The 16,332-nt window shown below is 63.4% G+C and carries 12 protein-coding genes, 1 tRNA gene and 1 pseudogene; 7 read left to right on the top strand and 7 right to left on the bottom strand.

The features are described from left to right. Window positions 1-267 precede the first annotated feature (267 nt). Both DEIPE_RS07955 and DEIPE_RS07950 read left to right on the top strand, forming a co-directional pair. Window positions 268-1,077 carry a hypothetical protein gene (locus tag DEIPE_RS07955; protein ID WP_157448802.1) on the top strand — a complete coding sequence of 270 codons (810 nt, stop codon included), beginning with the start codon at window positions 268-270 and terminating at the stop codon, window positions 1,075-1,077. A gap of 227 nt (window positions 1,078-1,304) precedes the next feature. Continuing rightward, complete coding sequence (locus tag DEIPE_RS07950; protein WP_015235471.1) at window positions 1,305-2,804, top strand: hypothetical protein; 1,500 nt, start codon at window positions 1,305-1,307, stop codon at window positions 2,802-2,804. Window positions 2,805-3,390: 586 nt separating this feature from the next. On the opposite strand, the gene DEIPE_RS07945 is transcribed toward DEIPE_RS07950, so the two are convergent. The 4 genes from DEIPE_RS07945 to DEIPE_RS24875 form a co-directional block, all read right to left on the bottom strand. Beyond that, window positions 3,391-3,467, bottom strand: a tRNA-Arg gene (locus tag DEIPE_RS07945). Between the two features lie 438 nt (window positions 3,468-3,905). Further along, window positions 3,906-4,340, bottom strand: coding sequence for a DUF6541 family protein (locus DEIPE_RS07940; protein WP_015235470.1), 435 nt, complete (start codon window positions 4,338-4,340; stop codon window positions 3,906-3,908). A gap of 86 nt (window positions 4,341-4,426) precedes the next feature. Beyond that, window positions 4,427-5,281, bottom strand: coding sequence for an IS4 family transposase (locus DEIPE_RS07935; RefSeq protein ID WP_245557608.1), 855 nt, complete (start codon window positions 5,279-5,281; stop codon window positions 4,427-4,429). Next, window positions 5,278-5,526, bottom strand: a complete 249-nt coding sequence (locus DEIPE_RS24875) for a hypothetical protein (RefSeq protein ID WP_245557607.1) — start codon at window positions 5,524-5,526, stop codon at window positions 5,278-5,280. The genes DEIPE_RS07935 and DEIPE_RS24875 overlap by 4 nt, the downstream gene beginning before the upstream one ends. A gap of 260 nt (window positions 5,527-5,786) precedes the next feature. Here DEIPE_RS24875 and DEIPE_RS07930 point away from each other — a divergent pair, with 260 nt between their 5' ends. The 3 genes from DEIPE_RS07930 (at window position 5,787) to DEIPE_RS07920 (ending at window position 11,310) form a co-directional block, all read left to right on the top strand. After that, the gene (locus tag DEIPE_RS07930; RefSeq protein WP_041231298.1) at window positions 5,787-6,479 is read left to right on the top strand and encodes a phosphatase PAP2 family protein; all 693 of its coding nucleotides are present in this window, start codon (window positions 5,787-5,789) and stop codon (window positions 6,477-6,479) included. Window positions 6,480-6,872: 393 nt separating this feature from the next. Then, complete coding sequence (locus tag DEIPE_RS22115) at window positions 6,873-10,895, top strand: PAS domain S-box protein (protein WP_052326659.1); 4,023 nt, start codon at window positions 6,873-6,875, stop codon at window positions 10,893-10,895. Further along, a complete protein-coding gene (locus DEIPE_RS07920; RefSeq protein ID WP_015235467.1) occupies window positions 10,888-11,310 on the top strand; it encodes a response regulator in 423 nt (140 codons plus the stop codon). The genes DEIPE_RS22115 and DEIPE_RS07920 overlap by 8 nt, the downstream gene beginning before the upstream one ends. Before the next feature lie 57 nt (window positions 11,311-11,367). Here the strand turns inward: DEIPE_RS07920 and DEIPE_RS07915 are convergent, their stop codons facing one another. Both DEIPE_RS07915 and DEIPE_RS07910 read right to left on the bottom strand, forming a co-directional pair. Beyond that, window positions 11,368-12,714: a GH1 family beta-glucosidase gene (locus DEIPE_RS07915; RefSeq protein ID WP_015235466.1), complete on the bottom strand. Its 1,347-nt coding sequence runs from the start codon at window positions 12,712-12,714 to the stop codon at window positions 11,368-11,370. 191 nt (window positions 12,715-12,905) lie between these two features. Further along, window positions 12,906-13,136: a VF530 family protein gene (locus DEIPE_RS07910; protein WP_015235465.1), complete on the bottom strand. Its 231-nt coding sequence runs from the start codon at window positions 13,134-13,136 to the stop codon at window positions 12,906-12,908. Window positions 13,137-13,494: 358 nt separating this feature from the next. On the opposite strand from DEIPE_RS07910, the pseudogene DEIPE_RS25475 reads away from it, so the two are divergent. Beyond that, window positions 13,495-14,198: pseudogene (locus DEIPE_RS25475) on the top strand (N-acetylmannosamine-6-phosphate 2-epimerase). 54 nt (window positions 14,199-14,252) lie between these two features. On the opposite strand, the gene DEIPE_RS07900 reads toward DEIPE_RS25475, so the two are convergent. Continuing rightward, window positions 14,253-15,428, bottom strand: coding sequence for a hypothetical protein (locus tag DEIPE_RS07900; protein ID WP_015235464.1), 1,176 nt, complete (start codon window positions 15,426-15,428; stop codon window positions 14,253-14,255). 111 nt (window positions 15,429-15,539) lie between these two features. Here DEIPE_RS07900 and DEIPE_RS07895 point away from each other — a divergent pair, with 111 nt between their 5' ends. Continuing rightward, window positions 15,540-16,331, top strand: coding sequence for an ion transporter (locus tag DEIPE_RS07895; protein WP_015235463.1), 792 nt, complete (start codon window positions 15,540-15,542; stop codon window positions 16,329-16,331). Window position 16,332: the final 1 nt, after the last annotated feature.

Here is a 16,332-nt window from a genome sequence, read left to right as displayed (position 1 = left end):
CGCCGTGTTGCGAAACATAGCCCATTGAAACGGAAGGACTTTGCGAGAGGAGTAGGCCTTTTCGTCGAGGCGGCCTTGCTGCGTGAGGTGGCCACCCAACTGAATCGAGAGGCGAATTCTCGGATCAGAAGGTTGTCCGGCTTGGAGGGGGCCCCTCGATAACGGCGTCGACGCACGCGGTCGTGCGTATGGGTCCCGAGGCGAGCCTCACCTGGGGCGGCAACTTCAGGTCTCTTCATGGCGGGCGCGGCATACACTGACCCCGACATGAGAGAACGTGACGACCGCATGATTCCCGACCATCCTGTCTACCGGACCTTGCGCGAGTTGGGTTGGGAGCTCGTCCTCGGATTCGCCATTGAGGTGGGCCGGACGACGCTGCGCGCGGACGCCGTGCTGCTCTTCCAAGGTGGGGTGCTCGCCGTGCTCGAAGTACGGACGCGCCGCCAGGGAGACAACGTCGAATCACGACAGCCCGTCCGGCTCGCCGAGGTGCTCGGTGCTCCCCTCGCCCTGCTCGTGCTTGGCGACGTCGTGTACCAGCTCCGCGACGTCCCTGGCGTCGTCCCTGGTCGACTTCACACGCTACCGACGCCCGAGGCCACCCTCGAACTCCTCGGGCCGCTGAAGAGGCTGTTCGTCAGGCCTGTGCCGCCGTGCGTGACCGTGGCAACTGCAGTGGCTAACTGGAAGGCGAACGGTGCCACGCGCACGGGTGTCACGTACCTGCCCGCTGTCGAGTTCTACGCCGACGAGTACGAAATGGTGTGCCCCAGAGTGCCGCTCACACAGTGCACGCTCATCGGTGGCATCTTCGAAGGGATTCTCCGAGAGACGGCGGTAGCCAAGCGCGCGCCCAAGGCACGTAGCCTGAAGCTCCAAGGCCTCATTGACTGGTGCACCGCCAACGGCTTTCTCACGGTCGGTATTGGAGCCTGCACGCCCCATGACATCCGGAAGAGTAGGAACGCTCTCCACCCTAACCTTTTCGTTCGCACGCCCGTTGGTCACGCCGTTGCCACCAACGTGGCGCGCGCCCTCGCCACCGCTGTCGACGACCTAAACGCGACGGTCTGAGCGTCCGCGCTGGGTGCGGAGTTCGTGGCGGGCTTCGTGCTGAGGTGCACCATGGCGCCTTTGCCGCACTGAAGTCAGATGCAGGGTCCATCGCCCGGTAAGGTGGCCGAGTCGGTCAAGGGCGTACGGGTTGCCGCGAAGCATCACAGGCAACGTGCCCACCCTGTCGTCCGCTTCGGCGCGTTTTCGCCCGCGTGCCGCGAACGCATGTGCTCTCATGGGAGGGCATGGGCGTCGACATCTACTTCAGCGACCACTTCAAGGTCGATCCCGACGCGCTGGAGACGTACGGCGCGTTGAACATCTCTCTGATTAACGACCTCCCGATGTTCGTGGACCCCTTCCTGCTGTTCGAGAGCGATCAGCCGGAGCTCAACGACCTGCACTCCGAGGTCATCAAGTACGTGGTGTTCCTCCGCGACCTCGTCAACCGCGTCCAGTCCCTCCCAACGCCAGTCATTGAGCGTCTGTTCTACTTCCCGGAGGTCAAGCAGAACTGGCTGGGGTTCAGCAAGACCGGCAACGGCGGTAGCGGCCTCGGCAAGACCTTCGCGCGCGCCATGATCCACAGCATGCGAGGTCCCCTCAAGAACTTCGGCGAGGAGGGTATTTCCGACTCCCCGCATGTCGAGAAGTTCGCGCTAATCAAGGACGGTGTCGGACGAGACCTGATCAGCGACTTCACCGTCAACCTCGTCAAGAAATACCTGCTGGAGTACACGCAGGCGTTCGCCCTCAAGCACGTCAAGGTCTCGCTGCGCAGGACGTTCACCATCGACAAGGTCGAGTTCGACTACGACCGCCGGGCTTGGAAGCGTGGTCGCTACACACTGCCCGTCTACAAGGGAGACTACGTGCTGCTCACGCCGAAGGCGATCCTGACGCGCGACGACACATGGATCAACCGGACGGACATGATGGACCGCTTCCTCGACATCGCCGTTGCCATCCCCAACTCGCAGCTCCGTCACGCCCTCGGCGAACTGCTGATTGAGGCCCTCAGAGCGAGACGGGCGATCGGTAAGTCCGAGATGAACGACGTCGCCGCCACGCTGCTGGAGAAGTACCCGCAGATCCTCGACGAGTACATCAAGTTCAAGGAACTGGAGGGCGAGGGCGCCGTCGCGCAGAGCGCCGAGCGGGTCCGCGGGGTCGAGGACCAGTTCATCCTCTCGATCCAGGAGATCGTCGCGAAGCTCGTCGAGACGGGCTTCTACGCGATCCCATCGCTGCCGAACAAGATCGGCGCGAACTCGTACGAGGAGGCCATGCAGCGCGTGGCGTACCTGAAGTCCGTGATCGAGGACAAGGACGGGTACCGCATCTTCTTCAAGGACGGGCAGCGCAACGTCAAGGAGGACGACATCCAGGTCATGTTCCGGCTAACGTGGCTGGGCTCGCCGTTCGACGTGAACCGTGAGGTGAATAATGGGCGCGGCCCCGCGGACTTCGTGGTGTCGCGCGGTGCGGCAGACAAGACCATCGTGGAGTTCAAGCTCGGCTCGAGCAGCAGCTTCAAGAAGAACCTCAAGCACCAGACGGACGTGTACGAGAGGGCTGGCGACGCTCAGAAGAGCATCAAGGTGGTGCTGTGCCTCGACGCCTCCGAGATTCGTAAGGTGCAGGAGGTGCTGCGTGACCTGCGCCGTGAGGATGACCCGTCGGTGGTGATCATCGACGCGACGCCCGGCAAACCTTCGGGGTCGAAGGCGGATGGGATCAGCTGATCCTCGAAGCGACGGCTGCTCACCGCGCGGGCCGTCGGTTCTCCACCCGCTCGGCCAGCCCTGCGCTGTGGAGGCTTGCGATGGGACGCGCCATTGGGCATTTCGGGCACGAAGCCTAACGATCAGAGGTGTCGTGCCCCTGCCTCAAGGCGCTTTCGGGGCTGAACCCGGAAGTTATGGTTTCGCGCGCAAGAGGGGGCAGCTTGATGGTGCGTCGCGCTCGGTCCTGTTGTGAGATTGCATGCGAAGCCTGGTGCGCCTGGGCTTTGTCCGATGCCCTTGCACTGACAATTTGACTGACACTTTCGTGCGAGTTACGAATTGTTAAAGATCAAAAAACAAAACCTCGTCTGGGACGAGGTTTCATTGGTGGAGCTGAGGGGATTCGAACCCCTGACCTCCTCATTGCGAACGAGGCGCTCTAACCATATAACAAAGTCGGACCCTTCCTGAAGTTGCAGGCCCCTTGCGGCTTGCAACTTCAGAAGTTGGAGATGACTCAACGCCCGTAAGGCACGAACAAGGCACGCGGGCGAATCGTAGGCCAGATACGAAAGAGAAAACCCCCACTAGGTGGGGATTTTGTTGGTGCACCCGAAGAGATTCGAACTCCTGGCCTTCTGATCCGTAGTCAGACGCTCTATCCAGCTGAGCTACGGGTGCGTGGGTTGTTTCGCTTGGGCATCCGCCTTTGCGCCTATAGAAGGTATCAAGGGTTTTTGGTTGTGTCAAGGGTGGAGGTGAGGGCAGGCTCGACTGCCGGGTCAGGTGCTGAGTGATCCGGTCGTCGCACGCAGCGTCATCTGAGGCCAACATGCCCTCTCCATGCTCGATCTCTGCCCGGCAAGGTGGTTCTCTTCTGGAAACTCTGAAGCGAACACCACCCTGGGGCTCCTGCACGAGTTAGCCCGAGTTGGAACGAGGAACCCGTTGTTCTCGCATACGTGTTTACAACGTGAAGGGCATCCTGCTCGGTGATGTACATCGGAATCCCAGTTGGTACCGGTCGGGCGCCTCTCGGTATCTGCTGCCTCCATTCCGAGCGGACGCTTCACTCTCGATCTTCAATACCAGCAGTTCGCGGAATGGACCCGAAAGTGTTCAGCCGTGCTTGCGCCGTCTCATGGAAAGAAACGTCATTACGAGCGGAGGCGTTACGGCGATCAGTAGGCCAACTGCAATGATGACTGCTCCTGCCTGTCTTGCCTCGCTCGTGCCGCTGTCCGTCGCCAGTGTACCCATCACCAGGGCCAAGAAACCCATCCCGATGAGCCAGGTCACAGCGAAGACCCACAAGATGACCTGCGAGGTGCGTTGCCCACGGTCACTGGGTTGAGCAGGAGATGCTGGTCTTTTCAGGAGTTGCCAGAGCAGAAATGTGAGAATCACCCAGGAAAGCAGGAACGGAACGAAATTCGGGACTTTCAGGCCGATGGCATGGAAGCCGATGCTCAGGACAGTTGCCAGCGCCAAGGAAATGATCGGCGCGAGGAGCAGGCCGGCGGCGACGGAGAGGCCGACACGAAGAGGGCTCATGACACGACGCTACCGCATGGTCCAAGCGTCACGACCCACACTTGCGGCCTGTCGAGAAAGACGCCCTTCTTCAGCCATGTCGGGTCTCAGTACCCCACATCTTGAGCTGAGTGCTGTATTGGAGCGGGAAAAGGTTGCATGACGAGGCTCAGGAGGATGGTTCGATCACTCGTTCCCCAGCGCAAAGCGGCAGCAAGGCGTTCCAAGCCGTACTTGACGAGACTCACCGCCCGGCGTCCGTGCTTTTTGCGCTTGATGGGCCGCTGCTCGTGGCACCATGTACCGATCCGCAAGCACCAAGCCATCGCCAGCGTCACTACGCCGACCAGCCGCTCCAACCGAGCGGGTTTGGTCATCGCACTCGCCTCAAGGTCGAACCCCCTCGATTTCTGCGCGCTGAAGGTGCTTTCTACCGACCACCTCAAGTGGTACACGCCTCTGGTCTCGTCGATTTTCAGGTCGGTGGCCAGGGCGAGCAGTTCACCCTCGGGCGTGCGCGTCACCACCAGTTGCATGACCTGACCGTAGATATTGGCTTTCTCCAGCAGGCCGACCACCTGTCCCGGCTCGACGTACGCCCATCCCTCATCGAGCCGCAAATCATCCACGCGGCTGTCGCCTCGAATGCGCAAACAGCGTTTCACACCCCGACGCCTGAGAAAGGCAAACCACTCCCGCCCCACGAACTCTCGATCAGCGACCAGAACGCGCCATTGCTTCGCAGGCAGCACCTTCAGCAGTCGAGCGACCAGACGCTCGCGTGTCCTGGTGTCGCTGCTGCCCCCATGGGGCAGGGCCGTCCACACCAGCGGTAATGTGAAGCCTTCAAGCACCACGCCGAGCACAAGGACGTTCAAGTCGGCTTCGCCGTACTCCCAGTTCGTACGGTCCATCGTCATGACGAGCTTGTCATCAGGGAGGAGCGGCAAGAGCAGCTTCAAAAAACGTCCTGATCGAGCTGAGGGTCGTGTAGGCAGCGCTCGACGCGGCGCAGCTTGACTGAACTGCTGGCGTGTCCGGGCAGATGAAGTGCGAGCCGAGCGTGCTTGGTCGAACGCGCTTGGATCAGAGCGGTGACGACGTCGGCGAGGCGTTGCAGGGTGTCTCGGCGCAGAAAGGGCAAATGGTGTTTGAACACCTCGCCGAGCTTGGTAGGATCAGTCAGAGCGGCTTCTTGGAGCGACACACTCCCTTGATGCCGCTCTTTTTGCGTTTATGCCGCGATCAAATCGCCCTTCTGGACGTTACCCACTCCGAGTTGTGGGGTACTGAGATGTCGGGTCTGGCAAGCGTCGACTCGGGCAAGCTGATGGCAGGCAGTGCTCAACCTGGTCTCCTTGTTTATGCACCCCCTGGCGTGACCGAGCCCAGCGGTCATCTCGCCCAATTCCGTCCTGTGACCCACTTGAACGACAGCACTCCCGTATGATGAGCACCCCAGGTGACATGACCGACATACGACTTCCAGCGTCACTCCACGCTTTTCTCCGCACGTACGGAAACACGTTGCTGCTTTCTTTCCTCCTCGCGTTCATTCCGCTTGGTGTCCTTGCCTTCGTGGCAGCGCACTTCTCGGGCGCGGACGGCTTTGCTTTCGAGCAGCCTCTTCAGCAGTGGATCCGTTCCCAGCGGACTTCCACACGTGATGTGTTGGCCGTGGCGCTCCACGTGATCGGGGGCGTCTGGGGAATGATGGCACTCGGACTGGTGACGACCATCGCGCTCTACCGCCTGCAGCCCCGATTGGCCTGGTTGCTGCTGAGCAGCATGCTGGGTACAGCCTTGATCGGCGTCACATTGCGATTCGTGTTTGACCGCCCACGCCCGGCAGGCGACTCGCTGGTCAGTGAGCCGGACGGATCGTTCCCCAGCGGGCATGTCATGGTCCTGACCGCGCTGGTTGTCGTGTTGTGCGCCGTGGTGTGGCCCACGAAAGCGCGATCAGTTGCGGTGGCGATTGGGGCCGTGGTGGTGGTGATGATGATGTGGTCGCGCGTGTATGCCGGCGTGCATCACGTAACCGATGTCGTCGCAGGCGCGCTGTTCGCTTTGGTGTGGACAGTGGGACTCACGCGTGCGACCCGCGCACACCAGGTGCTCCGGCAAGGCGCCCCTGGCGTGCCTCGCGCAAGACCTTGACGGGGTACCCGACGGTCTGATCCTGGAAACACGGGAGTGGAGGCCGCCAGATCAAGGTGATCGTTCGGGCCGGTGCTCAACTTGATGGCCGCACCCCGCGAGGAAGCCTTCTTTCAGGCTGCCTGGATCGGGAATGGCGCGTCAGCACCCACAACCCCCGTCCAGCAGGCCTGCCATCAGAACGCCCGGCCACGGCCGCCCGAGGGAGCAGCTGCGCCAATGTGGGCACGCACGTCCTGGTGGCTCGTACGTTCGATCCATCAAACCCTGCGTCCGGACAGGGTGCAAGGTGAACTTGAGGCACTCCAGGTCCTTTGGGAGTGTCAGGTCCTTTGGGAGAAAGTCGCGCTTTGCCACATCCCACCCTGCAGTCGAACACACTACACTCAATGGGTGTCCTCACCGCAATACGCCTCCACGCTCGACGCGCTCATCACGAATGCCGTGCTGATGGAGAACCTGTTCCAGCAAGCCTCCATCGGATTTGCGCTGTACGATCGGGAGCTGCGCTTCGTGCGCCTGAATGAGGCGCTGGCAGAAATGACCGGCCAGCCCATGGCGGACCACCTCGGACGCAAAGTCACCGAGGTGCTTCCGTCGCTGCCCGCATTTGTATCAGAAGCGTACCGGCAGACCCTTCAGGATGGAGTTGCCCGCAACGGGCTGGCCTTCGACCTCGAACTGCCCCACGCACCCGGAGAAGTCTTTCACCGGGTGGTCAGCATTCAGGCGGTACGGGACGCGCAACATGGCATTGTCGGACTGGCCGCCAGCGTGGAAGACCACACCCAGCGCGAGCGCCTGCGGCGAGACTTGCACATGCGGGAAACCCAGGCACGGCAGTTGCAGGACGTCACGACCGCGCTTTCGAAAGCCGTCACGGCGGGTGACGTGAAACGCGTGGTACTGCAGCAGACGGTGCGCGCCACCGGAGCGTACGGAGGCACGCTCATCAAAGTGCTCGACGAGCAGACGCTGTACATGGTCGGCAACGTCGGGTACGACGATACCGTTGAGCTGAAGTGGCAGCGGTTTCCTGCCAACAGCAACTTTCCCGTCGTGCACGCCATCAAAACCAGACGTCCGGTGTTCGCCACCCGAAGTGAAGTCAAGACGCAGTACCCGGACCTCTCACCACTGCTGAAGCCCGAAACCCGGGCAGTCGCGGCACTTCCCCTGCTGTCCGGTGACCAGGTCCTCTCAGGCCTCACGCTTTGCTTTACAGACGAATTGGCCATCGCTCCTCAGCAACAGGCGTTCATGCTGTCGCTGGTCGAGCAGTGTGCGTTCGCGCTGGAGCGTGCCCGGCTGTATGACGCAGAATATCAGGCACGCGAGCGGGCCACCCTGCTTTCCGAAGCGAGCGCGGCGCTGTCAAGCTCTCTCGATGTTCAGGAGACCCTGAGCCGCATTACTTCCCTCGCCCTTCAGCACGGGGCCGACTGGTGCGCGGTGCATCAGGCTGACGGGCGCGGACGCATGCAGCCGGTCGCCGTCGCGCACGAGGATCCTCGAAAAGTCGAGTTGCTCCGGACGTTCCTCAGCCGCTTCCCGTCCGATCCGCAAGTGTACGGCACGGGTGCGTGGGTGATGCGGACAGGGGAGTCCGTGCTGATTCCCGTCGTGCCACCCGCGATGATTGACGCCCTCAGGGACGAAGAGCAGCGAGCTGCGGTGCGGGAGATGGGTTTCCACTCGTTGATCGTGGTGCCCATGACGGCCCAGGGTCAACGGATCGGGGTGCTGATGCTGGCCACCACCCAACCGGAGCGTACCTACGGCCAGGAGGACCTGAAGCTGGCTTCCGAGCTCGCGCAACGCGCTGCGCTGGCGCTCGAGAACGCCCGACTGCACGAGAATCTCCAGCGTAGCGGGGAACGTTACCGCGAGCTGCTCGATCACGTGCCGCAGATCGTCTTTACTGTCAATGCCGAGGGTAAGGTAGAGCAGGTCAATCAGCGCTGGGAAGAATACACCGGAGCGTCTCTTCTCTGCGCCCTGGAGAGATGGATCGACTTCTTTCACCCGAACGACCGGGAAAGAAGCCTTGACGAACGCGCCAGACGCATTCAGAAGAGTGAACCTTACTCGTATGAAGCGCGTTTGCTGGGCGCAGACGGCGAGTACCGCTGGATGCTCATTCAGGCACAACCCGTGCATGACGCCCTGACGGGCGCCTTGCGTGGGTGGGTGGGTGGGATCACTGACATCCACGAACGCAAGCAAGCCGAACAGGCCGTCCATGACAGCCGAGCCCGATTGCGTTTCGCGCTTGACGCCGCCGGGCTGGGTGACTGGGAGCTGGACTTGCGCGACCACTCCTCCTGGCGTTCCCTGAGGCATGACGAAATCTTCGGGTATCCGCAAGGGCATCCGACGTGGACGTACGAGACGTTTCTGGAACATGTGGTTCCACCAGACCGCGCGGAGGTCGACTTGCAGTTCCGCCGGGCGCAGGAACTCGGGGAACCCTGGGAAGTGGAGTGCCGGGTGCGCCGCGCGGACGGGGAGGAGCGCTGGATCTGGACGAGGGCGCGGACGCTCAGCGACCAGGAGGGCCAGCCGCACCATATGCTCGGCATCGTCGGAGACATCACGGACCTCAAACGGGCCGAAGCCGAGGTGCGCGCCCTCAACAGCACCCTCGAAGAACGCGTCGAGCTGCGCACTCAGGCGCTGGAAGCACAGAAGGCCTCGCTGGACGCCTTCGTGTCGTACGCCGAAGCGGTCGGGACGCAAACAGACCCGCTCGCCTTGGCGCGGGAGGCACTGACCGTCCTGCAGGCCCGCTTTGCAGACGCCAGCATTGCCTACTACGAGCCCGAGGGTGAATTGTGGAAAGCGCGCGTCTGGACGCAGGATCTGCGAGAGGACATCGTTGCCCGGATCACCGCGGGTGTGTCCTCGGACTTGCCTCTGTTCGCCCGCACCCTGGGCGCCCGCCAGGAAGTCTTCGTCGATGGCTGGAATCCGCAGCAGCAGGTGGACATCACCGAGCAGTATGACTCGGGGGCCGCGTATCCACTGATCATCAACACTGGCGTCGCCGGTATGCTCCTCATCGGCCTGAGGAACACCCCACAGTGGTCCGAGCGTGACCGGTCGGTCGTGCGGGCCGTGGGGCGCAGCTTGAATCTGGCGCTGGAACGCGCGCATCAGGCCACCCGGCTCGCGCTTCAGAACGCTGAGCTGGAGGCGCGCACCCGGGCCCTGGACGGTTTTGCCAGCCTCACCCGCGACTTTACGTTGCAAAGCGACCCGCTCGCCCTGGTACGCCGCGCGCAGGAAGTCATCATGTCCATGCTGCCCGACGGCCACGCTGCGTACTATGAATTGGAGGGAACAGTCTGGCGCTTGAGAGCGATCGTCGGGGAGTTTGGCAATTCCGCCTTGCAGGCGGCGGTGGAGGCTGGGATTCCTTACGAGACCACGCGAAACTTCATTCCCCCATGGACCACCGGTCAGCCTTATTACCAGGATCACTACGACACCCGCACTGACAACCTGGCTGAGGTGACGCAGCACTTCGCGGCGAGCGCGGTGCTGCCGGTGATGGTCACGGGCAAGCCGGTGGGGGTACTGGCAGTGGCGCTGTTTCACCAGCGCCATTGGACAAGCACTGACAAGGCAGTCCTCGAGGGTGTCGTGAGACACCTCGGGCTGGCCCTGGAAGGAGCGCGCAGTGTCGCGCAGCTCGCGCAGCGTACCCGTGAGCTGGAGCGCTCCAACCGTGATCTGGAGCAGTTCGCGTACGTCGCGTCGCATGATCTGCAAGAGCCGTTGCGCACGATCACCAGTTACACCGAGCTGCTCGCCCGGCGTTACGGCGGGCAGCTTGACCAGAACGCCGAGCAATTCATGCGTTTCACCGTGGACGCCGCGAAACGCATGCGTCAGCTGGTGCAGGATCTGCTGACAGTTTCCCGCCTTCGCGCCGAAGATCAGCAGTTGTCCGAAGTGAATGCCAATGAAGTGATGGAGCTGCTCGTTCAGGACTTACAGGAAGCGATCCGCCAGGGTGGCGCGTGCGTCCGCTGGGACGAGTTGCCTCACGTTCGGGTGGACGCGGTGCAGTTTCGTCAGCTGCTTCAGAACCTCGTTGGGAATGCCATCAAGTTCCGCCATGCCGACGTGCCGCTGATCGTGCATGTCCGTGCGGCGCGGCAGGGTGGCTTTCAGCATTTTGAGGTGTGCGATAACGGCATTGGAATCGAGGAGCGTTACTTCAAGCGCATCTTCACGGTCTTTCAGCGCCTGCATGGCCGCGAGCAGTACGACGGCACCGGGGTGGGCCTGGCCATCTGCAAGCAGATCGTGGAGCGCCACGGCGGTCAATTATGGGTGGAGTCACGCCTGGGGGCGGGCAGCACCTTTCACTTCACCCTGCCGATCTCCCATGGTGAAGCGGATGTTTGACGTGCTGCTGGTCGAGGACAATCAAGCGGACGTGCTGCTGGTGCACGAAGCGTTGACGGACTTCGCTCCTGCAGTGTGTCTGCACGTGGTGGACGACGGCGAGCAGGCACTGGCATTTCTGCGTCGCGCAGGATCGTTCGCGGGGGCGCCGCGTCCACACCTGATGCTGCTGGACGGCAACACGCCTCGGAGAAATGCCGTCGAGGTGCTGAGAGAACTGCGGGGAGATCCCGAGTTGGTGGGGTTACCGGTCGTGGTGTTCAGCACCTCTGCCGCTGCAACGGATATTGAGCGGAGTCTCTCAGCAGGAGCGGACGGTTACGTCGAGAAACCGTTGGGCCTGGGTGAGTTCCTGACTGCGGTGCAAGACACGCTGCGGAGCTGGCTTTCGGCGCAGGAACGGCCCTGTTCCTGAATTGAGGCTTCCCTGCTGAGCGGTCCGGCACGGGGGTGTCATGGGAACATCTGCCGGTCATGTCCGGGCACGCTGGGTGCCCACAAAGTCCCGGTACCACTTGGCGCTGTCTTTCAGGGTTCGTCGTTGGGTGTGGTAATCCACGTGGACAATGCCGAAGCGTTTGCTGTACCCGAAGGCCCATTCGTAATTGTCCATCAGGCTCCACGCGAAATAGCCGGCGACGGGTACACCTGCCTGCATGGCGCGGTGAACTTCACGCAGGTGCGAGTCCAGGAAGCGCACGCGCGCTTCGTCGTGCACCTCACCGTTTTCCAGTTGATCGTCGAACGCCGCGCCGTTTTCGGTGATGTAGTACTTCTGCACGGCGTACGTCCGGTGCAGATCCGTGAGCAGCCGGTACAGTCCCTCCGGGTATACTTCCCAGCCCATGGCCGTGCGTTCGATGTCCGCGTGGGGCGGCCCGGCCCGGCTCGCGCCGTCCTGGCTGACCCACTGCCGGAAGTAATAGTTCACTCCCAGGAAATCCAGGGGTTGCCGCGCGGACGCCAGCGCTGCCGGATCGATGTCCGGAAGGTACGCGGCATAATCTGCCAGGGCGCGCTTCGGGAATGTTCCGCGCAGTATGGGGTCGAGGTACCAGCCGTTGATTTTCTCGTCTACCAGCAGCGCCGCTTCGGTATCCTCTGCGCTGCTGGTGGCGGCGTCCACCGGATACAGATTCAGCACCGTTCCCAACTCCGCGCGGGAATTCTGCGCCCGCAGGGCCTGGACCGCGCGGCCATGCGCCAATTGAATGTGGTACGACGCCAGCAGTGAAGTGCGCAGGTCCCGTATGCCCGGCGCGTGCCGACCGATGTGGTACCCGAGTTCAGCCGTGCACCACGGCTCGTTGAAGGTGGCGTAGCTGGACACACGGTCGCCGAGACGGGCGTGCACTGCGAGTGCGTACTGCGCGAACCAGTCGGAAATATCCGGGTTGGCCCAGCCCCCGCGGTCCTGCAGGGCCTGCGGCAGGTCCCAGTGATACAGCGTGACATGTGGCTGCAGGCCGCGCGCGAGGGCGCCGTCGACCAGACGGTCATAGAAGTCGAGTCCGCGGGTGTTGACTGTGCCGGTGCCCTGCGGAAACACGCGCGGCCAGGCGACGCTGAAGCGGTAGGCGTTGAGATTGAGTCCGGCGATCAGCTCCAGGTCCTGTTCCCAGCGGTGATAGTGGTCGCAGGCCACCTCACCGGACTCGCCGCCAAGAACGTTGCCGGGAACGCGCGCGAAGGTGTCCCAGATGCTGGGTCCTCGTCCATCCTCACGGGTGGCGCCTTCGATCTGGTAGGCGCTGGTGGCCACGCCCCAGGTGAAATGCGCGGGGAACGACAGGGCGTGACTGTCAGGCGGGGTGGACATGGGACCTCCTTGATGCAAACAAAGGGCGAACAACTGGACGCAACGACGCCCACGTTACCCTGTCGCTCAGGTGACTGCCGCTTCAGCGTTCAGACAGGTTGTGTTCCGGGGGCAGATGCGTCCTGATGGAGAGCGGCTTTCCCGCGGCCCGCTCCGTGGCCCGCTGCCTTTGGCTTACCCGTTGCCTGCAGTCACCGCGGGTGTTCGCGCAGCATATGCCGGTAGAGCTGCTCGACTTTTTCCCGTGCCCAGGGAGTCTTGCGAAGGAACTTCAGGCCGGAAGGCACCGTCGGGTCGTGCTGAAAGACCCGGACGTTCACGCGTCGGGCGAGTTCTTCCCAGCCGTAAAACTCAACCAGTTCCACTAGGATCCGCTCGAGGGTGACGCCGTGCAAAGGATCCTTGGATCTGAATTCAGGCATTTGCTCGATTATGAATCACCGATCGACCAGCATGTCGGTCCCGACCGGGCTTCCGGGCTGGGTGTCGAAACTCGTGCCCTGTCGGGTCCGGCTGCTCCGGCACTGGGTTTACTTGCTCCCCGCGCTGAGAGCGTGCCCAAGTGCAGGCCAGGCCCCAGTGGGCGTATCCCCCTTTGAACGTCTCACAGGTTGGCCTCTCCAGAGGCCTGCTTTCCAGGGGCTTGGCCTGCACGCGCTTTTGGGCACTGCCGCGCTCCGCTCGGTCAGGGTCATCGATCAGTGCCCCGGGCCACCGCTTTAAAATCGTTCAGCAGGACGCGCGGACGAAGCAGACGGGCCTTAAACGCGGAATCGCTCGATGTCCGCGCCAGGGGCCTCGAGCGGTTACTTTCGAAGGAGGCAGATGACGATCGACGCACTGGAGGGGTCCCTGATCGTTTCGTGTCAGGCTGAGGCGGACAGCCCGTTTCGCTCGACGGAGTTCATCTGCGCGTTTGCCCGCGCGGCCGTAGCTCAGGGTGCGCGGGCCTTGCGCCTGGAAGGGCTGGCAGACGTTCGCGCGGTGCGCGCGCGGGAGCAGGTACCGATCATCGGCATCGTCAAGCGTCGCGTGCGTGAGGTGTTCATCACCCCGACCGTGCAGGATGCCCACGATTTGTGCGATGCGGGCGCGGACATCGTGGCTTTCGATGCCACCCACCGCGCGCGTGCAGTGTCGCCGAACTGGTGCAGGCCGTGCAGGCCCGCGGGAAAATCGCCATGGCCGACGTTTCCACCCTGGCCGAAGGGCTCGCGGCGTCTCATGCGGGTGCCGACCTGATTGCCACCACCCTAAGCGGGTACACGCCTGATTCGCCGAAACTCGCCGGGCCGGACTTCGAACTGATTCACACGCTCGTCTCGCAGGGCGTACGCCCGGTGGCCGAGGGCCGCATCCGTACCCCAAACGAAGCGCGCCGGGCCCTGGAACTGGGTGCTCGGGCAGTGGTCGTCGGCAGCGCCATCACCCGACCGGACGTGGTGACACGCTGGTTCGTGCAGGCGCTGCCCGAGCAGCGGTGATGGGCGCGCTCAGGATTGCCCTGGCCCGACAGCTGCACCCGACGCTTGCGGAGATCACCAGGTCAGGCGTGAGAACTGGACCCGCCCGCCGTTCAGGCGCACGACCCCGTCTTTCCGGGTGGTGGCGAGCAGCAGCCCGTCGGGCAGGTCCGCGAACACGTACGTGCGGGCGAAAGGCAGGGCCAGCGAGAGGCGCAGGGTGTAGGCCGGTTTGGCGTAGATGTTCAGCCGGTCGCCGGTCGCTTCGAGCAGGTGTGTGCCCGTGTGCGTGTAGCGCGCCTCCTGGCTCACGGAAGGTCCGGCGCGCAGAATGCGGGCGAGGACGGCGGGGTCCTGCACAGCCCGAAACAGCCGGACCGGGCTGATGAGCGACTGCCACTGCCGTGCCTTGACGTTGTACACCGGTTCGGACGCGCGACCGGAGAAGAGATAGGACTTGGTGACATCGTCCCACAGCACGTCCTCCAGGACGAGGTTGGCGCCGGGTGGGTGCGCCGCACGAAAGGCGGGCGGCACGCCCCAGGTTCGGCGTGCCCGGCTCGTGAGGGCCGGGTAACGGGAAAGGTCCTCGGCCCGCACGAGCGTGACCGCACCCTCCTGCGCGGGGCCAGCCTGAAACAACAGGTTATCCACGATGCGCACGGCAGCCAGGGACAGGCGGGCCCGGGCACCCGACACCGGATTGACAAGCCAGTGCTGACCCTGAGGTGCCCGGTCATCCAGCGCGATCAGCACGCTGCCGCGTCCGTCCGGTACGAGGCGCGCCTGACACGCCGGGCAGTCGGGAAGGCGCACCCTGAGGCGCCGCTGGGTGCGCTGCTGTACCAGGTGGGTGTCCTGGCTGCCTCGCACAAGCCACCATTGCCCGTCGCCGCTCACGGACAGCGGCCCAGCGGGCGCCGGCCACGCCGCGAGTTCGCGGCCCGTGACGGCCCCGACCACCCGCAGCGTCGTGGATTGCTGGACCAGCAGGCGGCGCTCGGAAATCGCCAGAATGCGGCCCTGAACTTCCAGGGAATCGAGGATTCTTTCCGCGACCCCGTCGAACGACGTGACGAGTACATGGTTTCCACGCCGCTCCACCACGGCAATCGCGCCGTCACGAGGAATCAGCAGGGCCTGCGAGTCGCTCAGGCGCAACTCGCCGACACTGCGAATCCGGGCGGTCTGTGCCGTCGACCCGACAACGCAAAGGAACAGCAGCAGGACCGACAGCGCACGGCGCAACATGGTTCATTATGTGCTGACGTCGACCGCCTGACCCCACGCGAATGGCGTTGGTGAACGTGCGTTGGGGTGCTTCTGATCGGGCGTTGACGCCGCAGGCGGTACGGTGCCCGTATGCCTGCAGGACCTGACCAAGGAGAGCACCTGACCCGGGAACGGTGGGAGCTGCTGGAGCACCTCGACCGTCTGACCGACAAGCCGATGATCGCCCTGGCCTTCGTGTGGCTGGCGCTGCTGATCCTAGATTTCACGCAAGGACTGAGCGCGCTGTGGCAGAGGGTGGTCAGCGTCATCTGGGTGTTCTTCGTCCTGGATTTCCTGCTGTCATTCTCGGTGGCCCCCGACAAGCGCGCGTACCTGCAGCGCAACTGGCTGACGGCCCTGTCACTGATGCTGCCGGCCCTCCGGGTGCTGCGGGTGTTGCGCGCTTTCCGGGCTTTGAGGTTGCTGCGCGCGGTACGGTCAATCAACCTGCTGCGCCTCGTGACGACCGTCAACCGCAGCTTCCGGGCTCTGGGAAGTGCCGTGCAGCGGCGTGGCCTGCCTTTCGTGGTGGCGCTGACCCTGATGCTCACGGTGGTGGGCGCCGCCGGAATGCTGACCTTCGAAGAAACGCTGTTCCGCAGTTACTGGGACGCCCTGTGGTGGACCGCGATGATCATGACGACCATGGGATCGGAGACCTGGCCGCAATCCTCTGAAGGCCGTTTTCTGGCGTGGCTGCTCGCGATGTACGCGTTTGCGGTGTTCGGCTATATCACGGCGGCCATCGCCAGTTATTTCGTGGGCCGCGATCAGGACGACCGGAACGAGGCGAACGTCGCACAGACGCTGCGCGACGAGCTGGCCCTGCTGCGACGTGAAATCGAGGGACTGCGTCAGGACCGCTTTCAAGGACCGTCCTGAA

Origin of the sequence: Deinococcus peraridilitoris DSM 19664 (assembly GCF_000317835.1) — a bacterium.
GTDB lineage: Bacteria > Deinococcota > Deinococci > Deinococcales > Deinococcaceae > Deinococcus_A > Deinococcus_A peraridilitoris.
This window is presented reverse-complemented; position numbering and strand designations above follow the sequence as displayed.